At 73.1% G+C, this 18,254-nt stretch carries 17 protein-coding genes; 13 read left to right on the forward strand and 4 right to left on the reverse strand.

What is annotated here, in order from left to right:
• The 4 genes from ACN261_RS27065 (at position 1) to ACN261_RS27080 (ending at position 3,359) form a co-directional block, all read left to right on the forward strand.
• A complete protein-coding gene (locus ACN261_RS27065; protein ID WP_425852820.1) occupies positions 1 to 795 on the forward strand; it encodes a RibD family protein in 795 nt (264 codons plus the stop codon).
• Positions 796 to 809: 14 nt separating this feature from the next.
• Positions 810 to 1,550, forward strand: a complete 741-nt coding sequence (locus ACN261_RS27070; RefSeq protein ID WP_421486842.1) for a zf-HC2 domain-containing protein — start codon at positions 810 to 812, stop codon at positions 1,548 to 1,550.
• A gap of 92 nt (positions 1,551 to 1,642) precedes the next feature.
• Positions 1,643 to 2,338, forward strand: coding sequence for a response regulator transcription factor (locus ACN261_RS27075; RefSeq protein ID WP_363653442.1), 696 nt, complete (start codon positions 1,643 to 1,645; stop codon positions 2,336 to 2,338).
• Complete coding sequence (locus ACN261_RS27080) at positions 2,331 to 3,359, forward strand: sensor histidine kinase (protein WP_421482476.1); 1,029 nt, start codon at positions 2,331 to 2,333, stop codon at positions 3,357 to 3,359. Before ACN261_RS27075 ends, ACN261_RS27080 begins: the two co-directional genes overlap by 8 nt.
• A 145-nt stretch (positions 3,360 to 3,504) precedes the next feature.
• Here ACN261_RS27080 and ACN261_RS27085 read toward each other — a convergent pair whose 3' ends face one another.
• The gene (locus tag ACN261_RS27085) at positions 3,505 to 3,687 is read right to left on the reverse strand and encodes a hypothetical protein (protein ID WP_421482477.1); all 183 of its coding nucleotides are present in this window, start codon (positions 3,685 to 3,687) and stop codon (positions 3,505 to 3,507) included.
• A gap of 413 nt (positions 3,688 to 4,100) precedes the next feature.
• Here ACN261_RS27085 and ACN261_RS27090 point away from each other — a divergent pair, with 413 nt between their 5' ends.
• A complete protein-coding gene (locus ACN261_RS27090) occupies positions 4,101 to 4,859 on the forward strand; it encodes a helix-turn-helix domain-containing protein (RefSeq protein ID WP_421486843.1) in 759 nt (252 codons plus the stop codon).
• 56 nt (positions 4,860 to 4,915) lie between these two features.
• Here ACN261_RS27090 and ACN261_RS27095 read toward each other — a convergent pair whose 3' ends face one another.
• A complete protein-coding gene (locus ACN261_RS27095) occupies positions 4,916 to 5,554 on the reverse strand; it encodes a MerR family transcriptional regulator (protein ID WP_421482479.1) in 639 nt (212 codons plus the stop codon).
• 437 nt (positions 5,555 to 5,991) lie between these two features.
• Here ACN261_RS27095 and ACN261_RS27100 point away from each other — a divergent pair, with 437 nt between their 5' ends.
• The 4 genes from ACN261_RS27100 (at position 5,992) to ACN261_RS27115 (ending at position 8,877) form a co-directional block, all read left to right on the forward strand.
• A complete protein-coding gene (locus tag ACN261_RS27100) occupies positions 5,992 to 6,828 on the forward strand; it encodes an alpha/beta fold hydrolase (RefSeq protein ID WP_425852823.1) in 837 nt (278 codons plus the stop codon).
• The gene (locus ACN261_RS27105) at positions 6,821 to 7,390 is read left to right on the forward strand and encodes a TetR/AcrR family transcriptional regulator (protein WP_421482481.1); all 570 of its coding nucleotides are present in this window, start codon (positions 6,821 to 6,823) and stop codon (positions 7,388 to 7,390) included. The genes ACN261_RS27100 and ACN261_RS27105 overlap by 8 nt, the downstream gene beginning before the upstream one ends.
• Positions 7,387 to 7,761 carry a DUF4260 family protein gene (locus ACN261_RS27110; RefSeq protein WP_421482482.1) on the forward strand — a complete coding sequence of 125 codons (375 nt, stop codon included), beginning with the start codon at positions 7,387 to 7,389 and terminating at the stop codon, positions 7,759 to 7,761. The genes ACN261_RS27105 and ACN261_RS27110 overlap by 4 nt, the downstream gene beginning before the upstream one ends.
• A 183-nt stretch (positions 7,762 to 7,944) precedes the next feature.
• Positions 7,945 to 8,877, forward strand: coding sequence for an oxidoreductase (locus ACN261_RS27115; protein ID WP_421482483.1), 933 nt, complete (start codon positions 7,945 to 7,947; stop codon positions 8,875 to 8,877).
• Between the two features lie 258 nt (positions 8,878 to 9,135).
• Here ACN261_RS27115 and ACN261_RS27120 read toward each other — a convergent pair whose 3' ends face one another.
• Positions 9,136 to 10,137: a LacI family DNA-binding transcriptional regulator gene (locus ACN261_RS27120; protein ID WP_421482484.1), complete on the reverse strand. Its 1,002-nt coding sequence runs from the start codon at positions 10,135 to 10,137 to the stop codon at positions 9,136 to 9,138.
• Positions 10,138 to 10,344: 207 nt separating this feature from the next.
• Between ACN261_RS27120 and ACN261_RS27125 the strand changes: the two genes are divergently transcribed.
• The 4 genes from ACN261_RS27125 to ACN261_RS27140 all read left to right on the forward strand — a co-directional run bounded on the left by ACN261_RS27125 (position 10,345) and on the right by ACN261_RS27140 (position 16,245).
• On the forward strand, positions 10,345 to 11,733 hold the full coding sequence (locus ACN261_RS27125; protein ID WP_425852826.1) for an extracellular catalytic domain type 1 short-chain-length polyhydroxyalkanoate depolymerase: 1,389 nt from the start codon (positions 10,345 to 10,347) through the stop codon (positions 11,731 to 11,733).
• Positions 11,734 to 12,029: 296 nt separating this feature from the next.
• Positions 12,030 to 13,046 carry a hypothetical protein gene (locus tag ACN261_RS27130; protein WP_421482486.1) on the forward strand — a complete coding sequence of 339 codons (1,017 nt, stop codon included), beginning with the start codon at positions 12,030 to 12,032 and terminating at the stop codon, positions 13,044 to 13,046.
• Between the two features lie 91 nt (positions 13,047 to 13,137).
• Positions 13,138 to 13,836, forward strand: a complete 699-nt coding sequence (locus ACN261_RS27135; protein WP_425852828.1) for an SDR family NAD(P)-dependent oxidoreductase — start codon at positions 13,138 to 13,140, stop codon at positions 13,834 to 13,836.
• 321 nt (positions 13,837 to 14,157) lie between these two features.
• A complete protein-coding gene (locus tag ACN261_RS27140; RefSeq protein WP_425852830.1) occupies positions 14,158 to 16,245 on the forward strand; it encodes a cellulose binding domain-containing protein in 2,088 nt (695 codons plus the stop codon).
• Between the two features lie 52 nt (positions 16,246 to 16,297).
• Here the strand turns inward: ACN261_RS27140 and ACN261_RS27145 are convergent, their stop codons facing one another.
• Positions 16,298 to 18,193 (reverse strand): CocE/NonD family hydrolase, encoded by a 1,896-nt coding sequence (locus ACN261_RS27145; RefSeq protein WP_425852832.1) that lies wholly within the window; start codon positions 18,191 to 18,193, stop codon positions 16,298 to 16,300.
• Positions 18,194 to 18,254: the final 61 nt, after the last annotated feature.

An 18,254-nucleotide genomic window follows, 5' to 3' on the forward strand; every position in this document is an offset into this window, starting at 1 on the left:
ATGGGTGTCGTACCGGCCGGGACGGCGGCCACCGCCGTACCGGCGACAACGACCACCGCCGTGCCGGCGACAACGACCACCGCCGTGCCGGCGTCGACCGGGCGGCCGTACGTGCTGCTGAGCTGCGCCACGTCGATCGACGGCTACATCGACGATGCCACCGGGGAGCGGCTGCTGCTGTCCAACGCCGAGGACATGGAGCGCATCGACGCCGTCCGGGCCGGTTGTGACGCGATCCTGGTCGGCGCGGGCACGATCCGGGCCGACGATCCCCGGCTGATGGTCCGCTCGGCGCGGCTGCGGGCCGCCCGGCAGGCCGCCGGGTTGCCGCCGTCGCCGGTGAAGGTGACGATGACCGCCCGGGGGTTGCTGGACCCGCAGGCCCGGTTCTTCACCGTGGGGGACGCCGAGAAGGTCGTCTACTGCGCCGGGCCGGCGGTGGACAAGACCACCGAGCTGCTGTCCGGGCTGGCCACCGTGGTCGACGCGGGTGACCCGTTGGACCCGGCCCGGGTGCTGGCCGACCTGGCCGGCCGGGGGGTGCGGCGGTTGATGGTGGAGGGCGGCGCGTCGGTGCACGCCCAGTTCCTCACCGCCGGCCTCGCCGACGAGCTGCACCTCGTGGTCGCCCCGTTCTTCGTCGGCGACCGGCGGGCCCCCCGGTTCGTCGGTGACGGCGCGTTCCCGTGGCATCCGGGCCGGCGGGCCCGGCTCGCCGAGGTACGCCAGATCGGCGACGTGGTGCTGATGCGGTACGCCCTGTCGGAGCGCTGCGCCGACGGGGTGCCGGGATGAGCGACAATCGCCCGATGCGGTGCGCAGCGTGGCGGGAGATCCTGTCGGCCCAGCTCGACGGTGAGGAGACCGCCGAGGAGCGGGTGGCGGTGCAGGCGCACCTCGACGGTTGCGCGGACTGCCGCGCCTGGCACGGGGTCGCCGCGATGGTGACCCGGCGGGCCCGGACCCGGGTGGTGACGGCCACGGCACCCGACCTGACCGAGTCGATCCTCGCCGCCGTGCCGCCACCGGCCCCCCGGCGTGCCGTGCGGTGGCCCGGTGGGCTGGTCACCGGGTTGCGGGTGGCGCTGGGCCTGCTCGGCGCGGTCCAGCTCGCCCTCGGCCTGGCCCAGGTGGGTCAGGGTGTCAACGCCGAACACCTGCACCCGGCGGGGCAGCACCTGTGGCACGAGTCGGCGGCGTGGAACGTGGCGGTGGGCGCCGGTTTCCTCTTCGTCGCGCTGCGGCGTACCCCGCCGGCCGGGTTGCTGCCGATGCTCAGCGCCTTCGTCGCCACCCTGGTCCTGCTGTCGGTCAACGACCTGGTCACCGCGCAGGTGGCGGTGCCCCGGCTGGTCAGCCACGGGTTCCTGGTCGGCGGCTACCTGATCACGGTGCTGCTGTACCGGCTGGGTCCGCGTCCGGCCGGCCCGTCGCATCCCCGGCGTACCGGCAGGTCCCGGTGGCGGTTGCGGCTCGACGACCTCGACGAGCCCCGCCCGGTCACGGCGCAGCCGTACGGGGCGCAGGCCCGGGACCGCCGGGCGGCCTGAGCCGCGCGGACCGTAAGCACCTGGCAAGATTTCCGGCGGGTCGCGGCCGGGGTGCGCGGGGCTACGCTGGCCGGCACGAGAGGGAGGTGCCGGTGGCGCAGCGGGTGCTGGTGGTCGACGACGACCGGACGGTCAGCGACGTGGTGTGCCGCTATCTGGAGCACGCCGGCTACCAGGTGGACCACGTCGGGGACGGGGCCGCCGCGCTCGCCGCCGTGGCCGCCGCGCCACCGCAGCTCGTGGTCCTGGACGTGATGCTGCCGGTGCTCGACGGGCTGGAGGTGTGCCGGCGGCTTCGGCAGCGGCCGGACGGCGTACCTATCGTGATGTTAACCGCCCGGGGTGACGAGGCGGACCGGATCCTCGGCCTGCAACTGGGCGCGGACGACTACCTGAGCAAGCCGTTCTCCCCTCGGGAGCTGGTGCTGCGGGTCCGTTCGGTGCTGCGCCGGGCCGGCGGTGAGCCGGTCACGGCGGCGGCGCAGGTGCTCGACGACGGCGGGTTGACCGTGTCGACCGGCCCCCGGGTGGCCCGGCTGCACGGGCGGGAACTGGCCCTGACCCTGCGCGAGTTCGACCTGCTCGCCCACCTTATGCAGCATCCCACCCGGGCGCTGTCCCGGGCCGAGCTGCTGGAACGGGTCTGGGGGTGGCGGTTCGGCGACCAGTCCACGGTGACCGTGCACGTACGCCGGCTGCGGGAGAAGATCGAGGACGACCCGGCCAACCCGCGCCGTATCGTCACGGTCTGGGGCGTCGGCTACCGGTACGAGCCGGTCGATGACTGACCTGGCGCTGATCTTCGGGGCGGCGCTGGCCGCGTCGGGCGGGGTGGGGCTGCTCGGCGCGGGGGTGCTACGGCTGCTGCGCGGCCGGTCCATCACCGTGCACGTCACGGTGCTGCTGGCCATGACGGTGAGCGCGGTCGTGTCCGGGGTGGCGGTGATCGCCGAGGCGATGTTCCTCTCCCCGCACGACCTGGAGGTGGTGTTGATCACCGTCTCGGCGGCGGCGCTGGTCAGCCTCGCGGTCGGCTGGCTGTTCGCCAGGCGGCTCGCCTCGGCGGCGGTCTGGGCCGACCAGGCGCGGGCCCGGGAGCGGCGGATCGAGAAGGGCCGGCGGGACCTGGTCGCCTGGGTCTCGCACGACCTGCGGACCCCGCTGGCCGGGCTGCGGGCGATGGCGGAGGCGCTGGAGGACCGGGTGGTCGCCGACCCGGACACGGTCGACGAGTACCACCGCCGGATCCGGGTGGAGACCGACCGGATGACCCGGCTGGTCGACGACCTGTTCGAGCTGTCCCGGATCAACGCCGGGGCGCTGCGGCTGTCGCTGTCGGCGGTGCCGCTGGGTGACGTGGTCTCCGACGCACTGGCCGGCGCCGCGCCGTTGGCCGCCGCCCGCCGCATCCGGCTGGTGTCCGCCGCCTCCGGGTGGCCCACGGTGGCCGCCAGTGAACCCGAACTGAGCCGGGTGGTGGGCAACCTGCTGCTCAACGCGGTGCGGTACACGCCGGCCGACGGCACCGTACAGGTCAACGCCGGGCGCGACGGTGACGTCGCCTGGCTGGCCGTCGCCGACACCTGCGGCGGCATCCCGGAGGCGGACCTGCCCCGGCTGTTCGACGTGGCGTTCCGGGGCGAGCCGGCGCGTACCCCGCACCCGGGCAACGGGTCCCCGGCCGGCTCCGGCGGGTTGGGGCTGGCCATCGTGCGCGGGCTGGTCGAGGCGCACGGCGGCCGGGTGGACGTGCACAACGTCGCCGAGGGCTGCCGGTTCGTCGTCCGGCTGCCGCTGGCCACCGGCTGACGGCGACGCGCGGGGTCGGGGACGGTTCTGGCCGACGCCGCGGGGTCGGGGACGGTTCTGGCCGACGCCGCAGGGTCGGGGGCCGTTCAGTCGACGCCGCGAGGTCGGGGGGCCGTTCAGTCCAGGCCGCGGGGTCGGGGGCCGTTCAGTCCAGGCCGCGGATGAGGTGCGGCTCGGCGTCCGGCTCGGACCAGTCGCACTGCCCGCGCCGGTTCGCCCGTCCCCAGGCGTCAAGGGCGGAGGGCGGCCGGTCCGCGCCCGCCGGGCGGGGAGCGGTACGGGGGCGACCGGGCCCGGGTCGGGTCTCGTCGTCGGCGTCGTCGGTCATCGTCTTCCCCATTCCGGGACGTCTCTCCTCGCGGCCCCGGCGACGGGCCGGGCGCACGTTCCTCGCTGCCCAGGTCAACGGTCGAGTCGACGGCCGGCGACGGGTGGGCCCCCGGGATCGCTTTTCCGACATCGGTCCCGAGCCGGGCGCATCGGGCCTTGGCCGCAATCATCACCGGTAAGACGAGGGGTACGCATCCGGAAAATGCAGCCGTTAGCGCCATTCGCATTGCGCGCCGTTGACCATGCATTGAGGGTGCCCTAGCATTGAGGCCAGCTGATTCGAAATAACCGCAAAGCCCTTTTTCTGCCATCCGTCCACCAGTTGCCGTCACCGCCCCGGGGGACAGCGGAGCCGGCGGGAAGCTGCATCGTTGCAGCCCAGCACCCACCATGACGCTCGCCGGGGGCACGATGGAAGACCACAGCAGCAGGGCGGTCCGGCGGGTCATCGCCGAAATGCACCGGAATCTGGGAAAGCAATTCAGCGTGGACGAAATGGCGCGAACCGCCCTGCTGAGCAAGTACCACTTCTGCCGGGTGTTCCACCGGGTGACCGGAGTGTCACCGGGGCGTTTTCTCTCGGCCATTCGATTCCAGCGCGCCAAGCACCTGTTGCTGGCCACCTCGTGGAGCGTCACGGACATCAGTCACCAGGTCGGCTACGCCAGTGTCGGCACGTTCAGCGCCCGGTTCAGCAACAGCGTGGGCCTCTCCCCCTCCAGCTTCCGGCGGCTCGGCCGCGCCACCGGGCGGGAGGACCCGGGCCGGCCGCCCGGTCCGGTCCGGACCGAACCGGCCGAGACCACCGGGCCGACGGTGCACGGGCAGGTCCGGGCGCTGCCCGGCGAGGCGCCCGACTGGGTCTTCGTGGGGCTGTTCCCGGAACGTATCCAGCAGGGCAGACCGGTCAGCTCCACCGTGTTGCCCGGCCCCGGGCCGTACCTGCTGGGTCCGGTGCCCCCGGGCACCTGGTTCGTGCTGGCCCACGCGACGCACCGGCGCCGGCCGGCCACCGGCGTCCGTCCGCTGCTGGTCGGGCACCATGGCCCGGTGACGGTCGGCGTCCCGGCCCGGTCGGCCCGGGCCGACCTCACCCTGCGCCCCATGCGCACCTTCGATCCACCGGTGGTGCACGCCGCCGACCTGCCGTCGCTGCCGCGCACCGGCTGACCGGCGGGTGCCGGCGCACCGTCGTCACGGACCGGCGGCCCGGCATCCAGCGGCGCTCAGGCGGTGGCCGGCTGTTCGGCGGGACTGGCGTAGCGGCGCGCCAGGTAGCTCTCCTGCGCCATCCGGCGCATCGCCTCGAAGGCCACTTCCGACAGCACGTTCCAGACCGCCATCGCGGTGGCGGAGTGCGCCGACTCGTACTGGAACTCGTGCGTCACGATCCGCTCCGCGCTCTCGGCGTGCTCGCTGAACAGCTCGATGTCACAGTCGGCGTCCAGTTGCTGCAACGCGGTCAGCACGTGGGCGAGGGTGTCGCGGCCCGGAGAGGCGACGTCGACCTCCCAACCGAGCCGGTCGATGAACGCGTCGACCTGGACCCGGGCCGGCCCGACGTCCGGCGTGTCGTCCTCCTCGGGCTGGTCGGGGAAGAGAGCCCAGATGGTGGCCCGGCACTGCGCGCCCAACGCCAGTGACCTGTCGTCGAGGGCGGCCAACACCCGGCGCACCGAGGACAGGCTCAGTCGCCCGATGCCGGCCAGTACCCGGATCAGCCGGAGCCGGGCGAGGTGTTCCTCGCCGTACTCCGCCTGGTTGCGTGCGGTGGGACGGCCCGGCGGCAGCAGCCGCTCCCGGATGTAGAACTTGATCGTCGGAAGTGGAACACCACTGATCCTGGCCAGATCTGAGATGCGCATCCGTCCCCCCAGGGTACCGGTGGCCACCCCCGGACGCCGCCCGCGGCGGGACTCCGCCGCCCGGCAGCGGGCGGCCCGAACGTGAACGGCGGCGGCACCGCCGTGAACAGCGGATGCCGGGAAGCGCGGCAGGTGGTGGCCGTCGACGCAGCCGCGACGACGGGGCCGGGACCGCCCCTCGGCACGACGGTGGTGTCGTGGGCAGGGCGGGCACCTCGGGCCGTACCGGCCGGGAGGGTCGCCGCGCATCCGGGACTCATCGCACCTCCCCCCAGCACGATGAGCAACCTGAAAGTTGCTCAGAGGAATAGTAACCAGCACGGCCTGCATGCCGGTTATTCGATGTTGCTGAACCACGCTTCGCGCTTGGGGTGCCGACCGCCACCTTCCCCGGCAAAGCTATTGGCATTAGCTTTTCGGCTAGCTAAGCTAGCTTCATGACGGACTCCCGGCCCAGCACCCGCCCACCGACCCGCTACCTGCACCGCCCCCAGGGCCGCGTCGCCTACGACCTCCAGGGCGAAGGCCCCCTCGTGGTGCTCGTCCCCGGCATGGCCGAGCTGCGCTCGTCGTACCGGTTCCTCGCCCCGGCCCTGGTCGCCGCCGGCTACACGGTGGCGACCACCGACCTGCGCGGCCACGGCGACAGCGACACCACCTTCACCTCCTACGGCGACCCCGAGACCGCCTCCGACATCAGCGCCCTGATCGACGAACTCGGCCGGCCGGCCGTCATCGTGGGCAACTCGCTGGCCGCCGGCGCCGGGGTCATCGTCGCCGCCGAGCACCCCGGGCAGGTCCGCGGGCTCGTGCTCGTCGGGCCGTTCGTCCGCAACCCCCGGCAGGTCCCCGGCATGCGGACCCTCTTGCGGGTGCTGACGTCCCCGCTCTGGGTGGCAGGTGTCTGGAATGCCTACCTGCCCACCCTGTACGCCGGGGCCAAACCCGCCGACTTCGCCGAATACCGGGCGGCCGTCGTCGCCAAGCTCCGCCAGCCCGGCTACGGCACGGCGTTCTCCCGCACCGCGCGGCAGACCGACCACCGGTCCGCCGAGGCACGGCTGGCCGAGGTCGACACCCCGGTGCTGGTCGTCATGGGTGAGCGCGACCCCGACTTCACGGACCCGGCGGCCGAGGCGGCATGGATCGGCGCGACCCTGCGCGGCGAGGTGGTCATGGTGCCCGAGGCCGGCCACTACCCGCAGTCCCAACAGCCCGGACGGACCACCGCGGCGGTGCTCGACTTCCTCACCCGGATCACCACCCGTGCCTAGGGCCGGCCTCACCACCGACACGGTCGTCGCACGCGGCGCGCACCTGCTCGAAGCGCACCCGCAGGACGAGCTGACCCTCGCCGCGCTCGCCGGGAGCCTCGGCGTCCGCGTCCCGTCGCTCTACAAGCACGTCGACGGCCTCCCGGGACTCCGCCGGGGCATCATGCTGCGTGCCAAGGCGAACCTGGCCGCGACGCTCGCCGAGGCGTGCGTCGGCCGGGCCCGCGACGACGCGGTCCGCAGCCTCGCCACCGCCTACCGCAGGTGGGCCCGGCAGAACCCGGTGCAGTACCCGATGACCGTCCGGGCACCCGACCCCGACGACGCCGAGGACCAGCGGGTGAGCGACGCCGCCGTCCAGGTGGTCTACCGGGTGCTCGTCGGCTACCGGCTGCTCGGCGACGACGCGGTCGACGCCACCCGGCTGCTGCGTACGGTCCTGCACGGCTTCGTCAGCCTGGAGACCGCCGGCGCGTTCGCGCTCGCCGCCGACCTGGAACGCAGCTACGAACGGGCCGTCGAGAGCGTCGTGTCCGCCCTTGAGAACTGGAAGGGCCGGTGACCGTCCCGCCCGCCCGCACCCCGCCACCGGCCACCCCGGTGCCCGTCCTCTACCGCGTCGAGGGCGCGGCCGTCGCCGCGGCGGCCGTCGTCCTCGTCGTGCTGACGGGCTTCGCCTGGTGGTGGTTGTTCGCCCTGTTCCTCGTCTTCGACCTGTCGATGCTCGGCTACGCCGTCGACCACCACGTCGGCGCGATCGTCTACAACCTGGGGCACACCTACGTCGCCCCGTTCGTCCTGCTCGCCGGGTACGGCCTGGCGCACGCGCTCGACGCGACCGGGTGGACACCGCTGGCGCTCGTGGCGGCCTGCTGGTTCTTCCACATCGGCGTGGACCGGGCACTCGACTTCGGGCCGCGCCCGCTGCGCTGACCCGTCGCCGACGCCGCACCCACACTCACCCAGGGTCACCATCTCGACGACACGCGGTGTCCACCTGCGGGACGGCGTCCGTGTCGTCCGCGAGGATGGCCGACGGGAGGCGGGCGCACGACTCGCCGGTCGGCCCGCGCACGCGGGCGTCGCGGGATGTGGCGTCCCCCGAGGGGAGCAGCGGTGACACTGTCGGACAGGCTCGCGCCGGAGGTCGGGCGGCTCCGGCTCGGCGACGAGCTGAGCGTCAACCGGTTGGGCTTCGGCACCATGCAACTGCCCGGCCCCGGCGTCTTCGGCCCCCCGGACGACCACGCGGGCGCACTGGCGGTGCTGCGCCGGGCGGTCGAGCTGGGCGTCAACTATCTCGACACCAGCGACTTCTACGGCCCGCACGTGACCAACGACCTGATCCGCGAGGCACTGCACCCGTACCCCGACGACCTGGTGATCGGCACCAAGATCGGGGTGGAGCGCGACAGGTGGGGCGACTTCGTGCCCGCCGGGGCACCCGACCAACTGCGCCGGCAGGTGCAGGAGAACCTGCGCCGGTTGGGCCGGGACCGGCTGGAACTGGTCTACCTGCGCGTCGGCGGGGACGGGCTGCTGCGTCCGGGCGACGTCCGGTTCTCCGAGTCGTTCGCCATGATGGTGCGGCTACGCGACGAGGGCCTGATCGGCGACGTCGGGCTCAGTGGCGTCACCGTCAGGCAGCTCGACCAGGCGCGGGCGACGATCCCGATCGCGGCCGTGCAGAACCGGTTCCACCTGCTCGACCGGGACTGCCTCGACGTGCTGCGGCGGTGCGCCGAGGAGGGCATCGCCTTCGTGCCGTACTTCCCGCTGGCGGCGGGGCTGCTCGGTGCGCGGCAGGGGCGGCGTCCGCTGCCGTTCGGGCCCGAGGTCAGCGCCGCGCAACGCCGTACCGTCGACGGGATCGCCGACGCGCACGGCGCGACCCGCGCGCAGGTCGCCATCGCCTGGCTGCTGGCCTACTCGCCGACCGTGCTGGTCATTCCCGGCACCAGTTCGGTACGGCACCTGGAGGAGAACATGGCCGCCGCCCGGCTGCGGCTGACCCCGGCGGACCGCGCCGCGCTCGACGCCCTGGCCTGACCCCCGCCCCCGTTCCACCCGGCTTCCCCCGACCCCCGACCCCCGACGCCCGCCGGACCGCCGCCCCCGACGCCCGCCGGACCGCGTCGATCAAGAGGTTTGCGTCAACTTGAAGATCAAAGTTGACGCAAACCTCTTGATCACCCGCGGAGGCGGGGCCAACCCGCGGAGGCGGGGCCAACCCGCGGAGGCGGGGCCAACCCGCGAGGGCGGGGCCAACACCGCGGGGGCGGGGTCAATCCGCGAGGGTGGGTGGGGTCAGGTGGGTGGGGCGGCGACGCTGGCCCGGTGGACCAGGGTCGGGGCGATGGTGTGCCGCTCCACCACCCCCGGGCCGGCCTCGATCTGCCGCAGCAGCATCGCCAGGCCGGCGCGCGCCACCGCGTCGAAGTCCGGCCGCACGGTGGTCAACGGCGGGATGAAGTACGCCGCCTCCGGCACGTCGTCGAAGCCGACCACGCTGATCTCGTCCGGCACCCGACGCCCGCGTTCGCTCAACGCCCGCAGCACCCCGAGCGCGAGGTGGTCGTTGGCGGCGAAGATCGCCGTCACCTCCGGCATCCGGGCCAGCATCTGCCCACAGCGGTAGCCGGACGCGGCGCTCCAGTCGGCCGACAGCACCGGCGGCACCTCCGCGCCGGCCGCCCGCAGCGCCGACCGCCAGCCCTCGACCCGCCCGGCGCTGTCGAACCAGTCCGCCGGGCCGGAGACGTGCCACACCGTGCGGTGCCCGGCGTCCAGCAGGTGCCGGGTGGCCAGCCCGGCCCCGGCCGCCTGGTCGACGGTGACCAGTGCCGCCTCCCGGGCCGGATCGCCGTCGACGGTGACCAGCGGCACGCCGTGCGGCAGGTGGTCGAGCGCCTCGTCGGCGGAGGCCACCGGGGCGATCACCACGATGCCGGCGACCCGGTGGTCGAGGTGCCGCTCCACGGCGGCGGAGATGGACCGCCGGTCGAGGGTGCTGACGCTGCCCACGCTGACCGCGAACCCCGCCGACGCGGCGGCCTGCTCCAGGGCGGCCAGCAGCGACGCCGGGCCGTAGAGGGTGCTGTTCTGGGCGACCACCCCGATCAACTGGGAGCGGCCCGTGACCAGTGCCCGCGCCGCGCGGTTCGGCCGGTAGCCCAGCTCGGCGATCGCCGCGCGGACCCGCACCCGGGTCTGTTCCCGCACGTTCGGGTGGTCGTTGAGCACCCGGGAGACCGTCTGGTGGGAGACTCCCGCGAGGCGGGCGACGTCCGTCATCGCAGGACCACGCATGGGGGTCATTATCCACCGGGCCGGCCCCGCCGGACGCCGGTGTCCACGCTGCCCGGGAACCGGAAGTTCCGGTGGCACGGGCCACCTTGCCAAGCCGGGGACAGCCTAACGATACTCATGGATGTTCCTGAGCCGGACACGATCGAGCGCCGGGCAGCCTCGATCGGCGCAGCCGCACGTCCGCGAGCCTCCGGAGGAACCCGTCCCATGAGATCCAGGATCAAACTGTTCGGCACCGCCCTGGTCGCCGCCGCGCTCACCGCGTTGGCCGCGATCGCCGCCCCCACCCCCGCCTCGGCGGCGACGCTGACCCAGGTGACCAACTTCGGGGCCAACCCGAGCAACCTGCAGATGTACCTGTACGTGCCGAACACCGTGGCGGCCCGGCCGGGCCTGCTGGTGGCGGTGCACTACTGCACCGGCAGCGGCCCCGCGTTCTACTCCGGCACCCAGTACGCCGCCCTGGCCGACCGGTACGGCTACATCGTGATCTACCCGTCGGTGACCCGCAGCAGCAAGTGCTTCGACGTCTCCTCGCCGCAGGCGCTGCGCCGCGACGGGGGCAGCGACCCGGTGGGCATCAAGTCGATGGTCGACTACGTCCGGTCCCGGTACGCCGTCGACCCGAACCGGATCTTCGCCACCGGCACCTCGTCCGGGGCGATGATGACCAACGTGCTGCTCGGCGACTATCCGGACGTGTTCGCGGCGGGCGCGGCCTTCGCCGGGGTGCCGTTCGGCTGCTTCGCCACCACCGACGGCTCGGAGTGGAACAGCCAGTGCGCCAACGGGCAGGTCACCAAGACCGCGCAGCAGTGGGGCGACCTGGTCCGTAACGCCTACCCGGGGTACACCGGCAAGCGGCCCCGGATGCAGTTGTGGCACGGCACCAACGACGAGACGCTGCGCTACCCGAACTTCGGCGAGGAGGTCAAGCAGTGGACGAACGTCCAGGGGCTGAGCCAGACGCCGACGTTCACCGACACCCCGCAGGCCGGCTACACCCGCACCCGGTACGGCGGTAGCGGCGGCACCGCGCCGGTCGAGGCGATCAGCATGCAGGGCGTCACGCACAACCTGCCGGTCGACGCCGCCCAGGCGATCCGCTTCTTCGGGCTGGACGCCCCGCCGACCACGACCCCACCGCCGACCACCACGACCCCGCCCACCACGACCCCGCCGCCCACCACCACGCCGCCGCCCACGACGACCCCGCCGGTGCCGACGACCACGCCGCCGACGCCGTTCCCGCCCACGCCCACCACACCGGGTCCGGGGGCCGAGTGCCGGGTCGCCTACACCGTGAACGCCTGGAACACCGGCCTGACCACCGCGATCACGATCACCACCCTCAGGGACACCGGGATCAACGGCTGGAACCTGGCGTTCACCCTCCCCGCCGGGCAGACCATCACCAGCGGCTGGAACGCGACCTACTCGCCGACCAGCGGAGCGGTCACCGCCACCAACGTCTCCTACAACGCCTCGATCCCGCCGGGCGGCTCGGTCAGCATCGGATTCCAGGCCAACCACACCGGCAACACCGCGAAACCAGCCTTCTTCACCCTCAACGGCTCCCCCTGCGCGGTCGTCTGACAGGTGCCGCCCCCGGCGGTGATCAAGAGGTCGGCGGCACCGGAGCCGATCCGGATGACGCAAAGCTCTTGATCACCGCTGTCCCTCCCCGTCCGGCCGGGCGGGTCGTCGCGCGGACGGGCGGGGTGGGGTGGTTCGGTTGATGTGGGGGTACGGGCGGATCGATAGGGTGACGGTGACGGGGGGTCGCCCGGGGTCGCCGGCCGCGCCGGGACGGGCGGTGGTGCGCAGCCCGGTGGACCAGCCGCGAGCAGACCGTGCCGTCGTCACCACCGAGCGTCCACAAGGGAGCGTCTATGCGTCTGAGTCTATCGATGAAACTGGTGCGGCACCGGTTGCCCGCGTTCGCTCTCGGCCTGGGCGCGGTCACCCTCGTCGCCACGCCCGCCGCCGCCGTGCCGGCGGTCGGCCACCCGGCGGGCCCCGCCACGGGCGTCACCTCCGCGACCGCCCGGCCCCCGGCCGCCCGCGCGGCGGGCTGGACGCCGGTGCCGGGCACGGCGCAGGCCCGGTCCGCGCCGGCCACCGCCACCTACGGTGGTGAGCTGCACGTCTTCGTGCAGGGCCCCGACGGGCAGGTACGGGTCAACCGGTACGACACCAACCCCGACTCCTGGTCCGGCTGGTCCACCGTCCCCGGTGACGCCATGGCGACCTCGGCACCGGCGGCGGCCGTCTACGGCGGGGAACTGCACCTGTTCGTGCAGTCCGACCAGAAGGTCCGCACCAACCGGTACGCCCTGGACACCGGCACCTGGTCCGGCTGGAGCACGGTCGGTGGCACCACGTCCGCGTCTTCGGCCCCGTCCGCCGCCGTCTACGGCGGCCAACTGCACCTGTTCGTCAGGGGCGCGAACGGCAAGGTCCGCACCAACCAGTACACGCTGGACACCGCCGCCTGGTCCGGCTGGGTCACCCTCGCCGGCCCGACCGGCGCCAACTCGGCCCCGTCCGCCGCCATCTACGGCGGATACCTGCACGTCTTCGTCCGGGGCACGAACGGCAACGTGCGCAGCAACACGTACTCGCTGTCCGGCACCTGGTCGGGGTGGAGCGACGTGCCCGGCACCGCGCGTGCCGCGTCCGCGCCGGCCGCCCTGGTCTACGGCGGCGGGCTGCACGTCTTCGTCCGCACCGGCGGCGACGACGTGCGCACCGCCTGGTACCTCCAGGACTCCGGCGCGTGGTCGGCGTGGAGCACGGTCGACGGTCCCGGCCCGACGATCTCCGCCCCGGCGGGAAGCGTCTACGGCGGTCTGGTGCGGCTGTTCGTCCGGGGCGCCGACGACGAGGTCTACCAGGGCCAGCCCTGACGGTCGCCACTCCCCCGCCACCCCGTCCACCGACCCGGTGGGCGGGGTGGCGTCACGTCGGGGCCGGACGGTGATGTCTAGAGTCCGGGGCATGGCTGCGCAGGGGCGACGGGCGATCGTGGTGGGTAACAGCGACGGCGTCGGGCTGGCCCTGACCCGGCAACTGGTGACGGCCGGCTGGACGGTCGCCGGGGTGTCCCGCAGCGGCAGCGACCTGACCGCCCCCGGGTACACCCACCACGTCGCCGACGTCACCGGCGACACCTACCGCACCGTGCTGGCCGGGGCGGTCGACCGGCTCGGCGGGGTGGACGTGTGCGTCTACGCGGCGGGGGTCGGTGAGTTCTTCGACCTCGGTGACCTGGCGGCGCAGACCCGGGCGCTGGAGGTCAACCTGATCGGTGCGGCGCACACCGTGGAGGTGGTCGTGCCGGCGATGGTGGCCGGGGGCGGTGGGCACCTCGTGGGCCTGTCCAGCCTCGCCGACGCCGCCCCGTCGGCCCAGGCCCCCGGGTACGCCGCCGCCAAGGCCGGGTTGACGTCGTACCTGGTGGGGCTGCGGGGCGCGCTGCGCCCGCACGGGGTGCGGGTGACCGTCGTGCGGTTCGGGTTCGTCGACACCAAGATGGCGAAGTCGCCGGTCAAGCCGATGCTGCTCAGTGTGGAGCGGGCCGCCGACGTGGTGCGCGACTGCCTGCGTACCCGGCCGGCGGTCGTCTCCCGGCCCCGCCGGATGGCGGCGGTGGTACGGGCGGCCGGGGTCGCGGCGAGGGTGGCCGCCCGGCGGTGAGGGTGGCCGCCCGGCGGTGAGCCGTCCCGGCCGGGCGACCGGGCCCGACGGCGGCACGACACGACGCCACCCGGGCCCGCCGCCTTGAATTCGCCACGATCGTCGTGGGATTCTGATGCGTCGATGACGTGCCACGCGTGGGGCTGACAGTCGTCCAGGGCAACCGGGAGCCGCTGGGTTTCCGGGGGACGGCGACGAGCACGACGGAACGACGCCAGCACTCCCGTCCATCAGTCCCGCCCGCCGTCTCGACGCCCTCGTGGGCGACGCAACCCCGACCGGCCGGGCGGTGTGCTGTGGTGACCCCCGAAGGAACCCCGTATGAACAGAGTTTCCGCCCCACCGTCGCGTCGCGGCCCGGGGCGCGCGACGGCGCTCGCCGCGAGCCTGCTGCTCGCCACCGGTGGGCTCGCCGTGACCGGCCCGTCGCCCGCCGACGCGGCGGCCGACCCGGTGGCCGTGACCGTCAACGCCAACGCCGGGCTGGCAGGCGTTCCGGCCACCGCGTTGGGCGTCAACCACGCCATCTGGGACTCCCAGCTCGGCACGGCCGAGACGTCGGACCTGCTCAAGGCCGCCGGTGTGCGCATGATGCGCTACCCGGGCGGCTCGTACGCCGACATCTACCACTGGCGTGACCACACCGCGCCCGGCGGGTACGTCGCCCCGAACACCGACTTCGACACGTTCATGGCCGCCGCCCGGCGGGTCGGCGCGCAGCCGATGATCATCGCGAACTACGGCACCGGCTCCCCCGCCGAGGCCGCCGACTGGGTGCGCTACGCCAACGTCACCAAGGGGTACGGCGCGAAGTGGTGGACGGTCGGCAACGAGAACTACGGCAACGGGCACTACGGGTCGGCCTGGGAGGCCGACGACCACCCCGACAAGAGCGCCAGCCAGTACGCCCGGCTGGTGGTCGAGTACGCCGACGCGATGAAGGCGGTCGACCCCACGATCAAGGTCGGCGCGGTGCTGACCATGCCGGGCAACTGGCCGGACGGGATCACCGCCGGTAGTGACCCGGGCCCGTGGAACCGGACCGTGCTCTCCATCGCCGGCCCGAAGATCGACTTCGTGGACGTGCACTGGTACCCGGGTGGCACCGCCGCCGAGTCGCTTTCCCGTACGGCCCACATCGACGAGGCGGCCCACCTGCTGCGCGACCAGCTCGCCCGGTACGCGGGCCCGAACGCCGCCCGGATCGGCATCAGCTTCACCGAGCTGAACGTCGGCACCGGCCAGAACACCCAGCCGGGCGCGCTGTTCCTCGCCGACGCCTACAGTGACCTGCTGGAGAACGGCGTGTTCACGGTCCAGTGGTGGAACGTGCACAACGGCATCGGCACCGTCACCGAGGTGGCCGGGCAGACCGACTACGGCGACTTCGGGCTGCTGTCCAGCGGCACCTGCACCGCCGACAACTCGGTCTGCGAGCCGCCGCTGAACACCCCGTTCGCGCCGTACCACGGACTGTCGATGATGAACCTGTTCGCCCGGCCGGGTGACCAGTTCGTCCGGGCCGCCACCGACGAGCCGCTGGTCACCGCGCACGCCGTGCGGCGGGCCGACGGGGATCTCGCGGTGCTGCTGGTCAACAAGGACCCGGCCAACGCGCACCCGGTCACCATCGACTACGCCGGCTTCACCCCGTCGGACGCCGCGCCGACCACGTACTCGTTGACCAACGGGGCGTCCGGCGTGGTCACCGGGCAGTCGGGCAGCGCCGCCAGCCGGACCCTGCCGGCGTACTCGCTGACCACGCTGGTGCTGCGGCCCTCGTCCCCGGTCACCGCGCACCCGGCACCGCCGGGGCAGCCGACCGCGAGCGGGGTGACCGACCGGTCGGCGACGATCTCCTGGTCGCCGGCCCCGCCGAAGGGCGCCCCGATCGCCAAGTACGAGGTGTACCGGCAGAACGGCACGGTCAGCGAGCAGCTCGGTGAGACGGCCGGCACCTCGTTCACCGTGGACAACCTCGTCCCCGGCACCCGGTACACGCTCAACGTGCTGACCCGGGACACCGCCGGGAAGGTGTCCTGGTCGTCGTCGCCTGTCACCTTCACCACCGCCGGCCCGGCCGACAGCGGCTGCACCGTCCGGCTCAGCACCGCCAGCGACTGGGGCAACGGCTGGGTCGGCAACGTCGAGATCGTCAACAACGGGGCGAACCCCGTCGACGGCTGGACGCTGACCTGGACCTGGCCGACGAGTTGGCAGCAGGTCAGCAGCGGCTGGAGCGCCACCTGGACGCAGACCGGGCGTACCGTGACGGTCGCCGCCACCGACGACAACCGGCGGATCGCCGCCGGTGGCAGCACCACCGCCGGCTTCGTCGGGGCCTACAGCGGCCCGAACGTCCCGCCCACCGGTTTCGTGCTCAACGGCACCCCCTGCACGGTGGGGTGACCGGGCGGGGTGGCCGCCGCAGCGGTGCTGCGGCGGCCACCCCGGGGAGCGGTCAGAGACCTGCCGCGTGGGCGGCGGGGGTGCCGCCGACCACCGGAAGAACGATCTTGCTGCTCTTCAGGGCGACCTGGATGTTCGCGGCGGTGGTGTCCGCCTGGCTGGAGTACTGCGGGTAGCTGGCCACGATGATCACGCCGATCCGGTGGCCCGGCTTGAACACGTAGTCCTCCGGCAGCAGCGGGAAGGTGAAGTTGTACGACTCCCCCACCACCAGCGGCACGGCGGTGCGGATCGACTGCCGGTTCTGGGCGTCCATGATGCCCTTGGTGACCAGCTCGTAGTCGGCCGTGGCGACCCGCTTGGCGGTCTGCTTGTAGCAGCCGTCGTCGGTCGGGCTGTTCAACCCCCAGCAGTCCTCGGTGGCCAGGGTGACGATCCCCTCACCGGAGGCGCGGTGCGCCACCCGCTCGTCGGTGCCGTAGTCGACCAGGATCGCCCCGAAGTTGGTGTCGGTCTGGTCGGCCGAGGCCCGCAGCTGCACCGTCGGCGTGCCCGAGATGTGCAGGGGCGCGGTCAGCGGCGCGGACAGGAACGCCAGCCGGTTCGGCTGCACCGTGTCCGGGTTGAGGATCATGGTGTTCTGGCTCTGGGTCCGGCTGTCCTGGAACGCGCCGGTCGCCGGCTTGGCGGTCGGCACCAGCTTCAGCCCTCCGGCCCCGGTGGTGCCGGGCTGGAGGAACACCTCGGTGTCGGCCTTGCCGGGGATCGGCCAGTCGGCGTGGGTCTCCCACACGTCGGCGGCCCGCTCCAGGTCGACCCGGGGTTCGTCCATGATGCCGTTGGCGACCCCGTGCAGCCAGAAGTCGAACCACCGGTGCAGGGTGGACACCCACACCGCACGCCGCGAGTCGAACGGGTCGACGTGTCCCTCCTGGGAGAGCCACAGCTTGCGCTGGACGTTGTTCTCCGCCAGGGCGTACCAGAACTTGCTGAAGTGGTCCGCGCGGACGTTGTCGTCGTTGAGACCGTGGTAGAGCAGCACGCTGGCGGTCATGTTGGGGACCTTCTTGACGTAGCTGCGCTCGTTCCAGAAGGCGGTGTAGTCACCGCTCTCGTCGCCGTCGGCGGCGGCCATCGCGTCGCGCACCGGCTTGCAGTAGTCCCGCCGCTCCGGGTTGGTGACCGTGTTGGCCAGCGACGCCACGTAGCTGTTGCCCCGGGTGACCACCCCGTTGCTGCGTACGTAGTCGTAGTACTCGGTGGGGCCGCTGATCGGCACCACCGTGGTCAGGCCCTTGACGCCGGTCACCGCCGTCGCCATGGCCAGCGAGCCGTCGTACGACTTGCCGATCATGCCCGACTTGCCGTTGTGCCAGTCGGCGGTGACCACCTGACCGGCGGCGTTGCGCGCGGTGGCCCGGCCGTTGAGCCAGTTGATCGCCTGCTTGGCGCTGAGGTTGTCCTGGTTGGCGTTGGTGGTGGGGCAGCCGGTGGAGTTGTTGGTGCCCACCATGTCCAGCAGGATCACCGCGTAGCCGCGCGGCACGAAGTAGTTGTCGTAGAACAGCGGCCACTTGTCGAGCAGGCCGTCGCCGTCCAGGTCGGCCTTGCACTCGGACTCGTTGCCCCGGCAGACCGTCGAGTAGTAGGGGCTGGCGTCCATGATCACCGGCACCTTGAGCCCGTTCGCGGTGGCCGCCGGTCGCATCAGGTCGAACGCGATGATGTCGCGCAGACCGTCGTTGTCGCTGTCGAAGGTGGAGTCGATGAACAGGCGTTCCCGGATGGCGTCGCCATAGCCGAACACCGGCTGGGTGACCCCGTCCTGGACCACGATCGCCGGTTCGTCCGCCGCCGCCTGCGCCCGTGGTGCCGCGCCCAGGGCGGCGAGCAGCACCGCGGACAGTACGGCCACCCCGGCGCGGAGGGGCGTTCCCATTGCAGCCATGCAGTCTCCTTGAGAGTCCCGAGACCCGGCACGCTATGGGCCGACCGACCGGCACCACCAC

This window comes from Micromonospora sp. WMMD723, assembly GCF_049863385.1.
Taxonomy (GTDB): domain Bacteria; phylum Actinomycetota; class Actinomycetes; order Mycobacteriales; family Micromonosporaceae; genus Micromonospora; species Micromonospora wenchangensis.

Coding starts and splice junctions, on each gene's coding strand:
- ACN261_RS27100 (WP_425852823.1), top strand. CDS start 5,992: ATGACGGACTCCCGGCCCAGCACCCGCCCACCGACCCGCTACCTGCAC.
- ACN261_RS27070 (WP_421486842.1), top strand. CDS start 810: ATGCGGTGCGCAGCGTGGCGGGAGATCCTGTCGGCCCAGCTCGACGGT.
- ACN261_RS27080 (WP_421482476.1), top strand. CDS start 2,331: ATGACTGACCTGGCGCTGATCTTCGGGGCGGCGCTGGCCGCGTCGGGC.
- ACN261_RS27145 (WP_425852832.1), bottom strand. CDS start 18,193: ATGGCTGCAATGGGAACGCCCCTCCGCGCCGGGGTGGCCGTACTGTCC.
- ACN261_RS27095 (WP_421482479.1), bottom strand. CDS start 5,554: ATGCGCATCTCAGATCTGGCCAGGATCAGTGGTGTTCCACTTCCGACG.
- ACN261_RS27120 (WP_421482484.1), bottom strand. CDS start 10,137: ATGCGTGGTCCTGCGATGACGGACGTCGCCCGCCTCGCGGGAGTCTCC.
- ACN261_RS27140 (WP_425852830.1), top strand. CDS start 14,158: ATGAACAGAGTTTCCGCCCCACCGTCGCGTCGCGGCCCGGGGCGCGCG.
- ACN261_RS27125 (WP_425852826.1), top strand. CDS start 10,345: ATGAGATCCAGGATCAAACTGTTCGGCACCGCCCTGGTCGCCGCCGCG.
- ACN261_RS27085 (WP_421482477.1), bottom strand. CDS start 3,687: ATGACCGACGACGCCGACGACGAGACCCGACCCGGGCCCGGTCGCCCC.
- ACN261_RS27065 (WP_425852820.1), top strand. CDS start 1: ATGGGTGTCGTACCGGCCGGGACGGCGGCCACCGCCGTACCGGCGACA.
- ACN261_RS27090 (WP_421486843.1), top strand. CDS start 4,101: ATGGAAGACCACAGCAGCAGGGCGGTCCGGCGGGTCATCGCCGAAATG.
- ACN261_RS27130 (WP_421482486.1), top strand. CDS start 12,030: ATGCGTCTGAGTCTATCGATGAAACTGGTGCGGCACCGGTTGCCCGCG.
- ACN261_RS27135 (WP_425852828.1), top strand. CDS start 13,138: ATGGCTGCGCAGGGGCGACGGGCGATCGTGGTGGGTAACAGCGACGGC.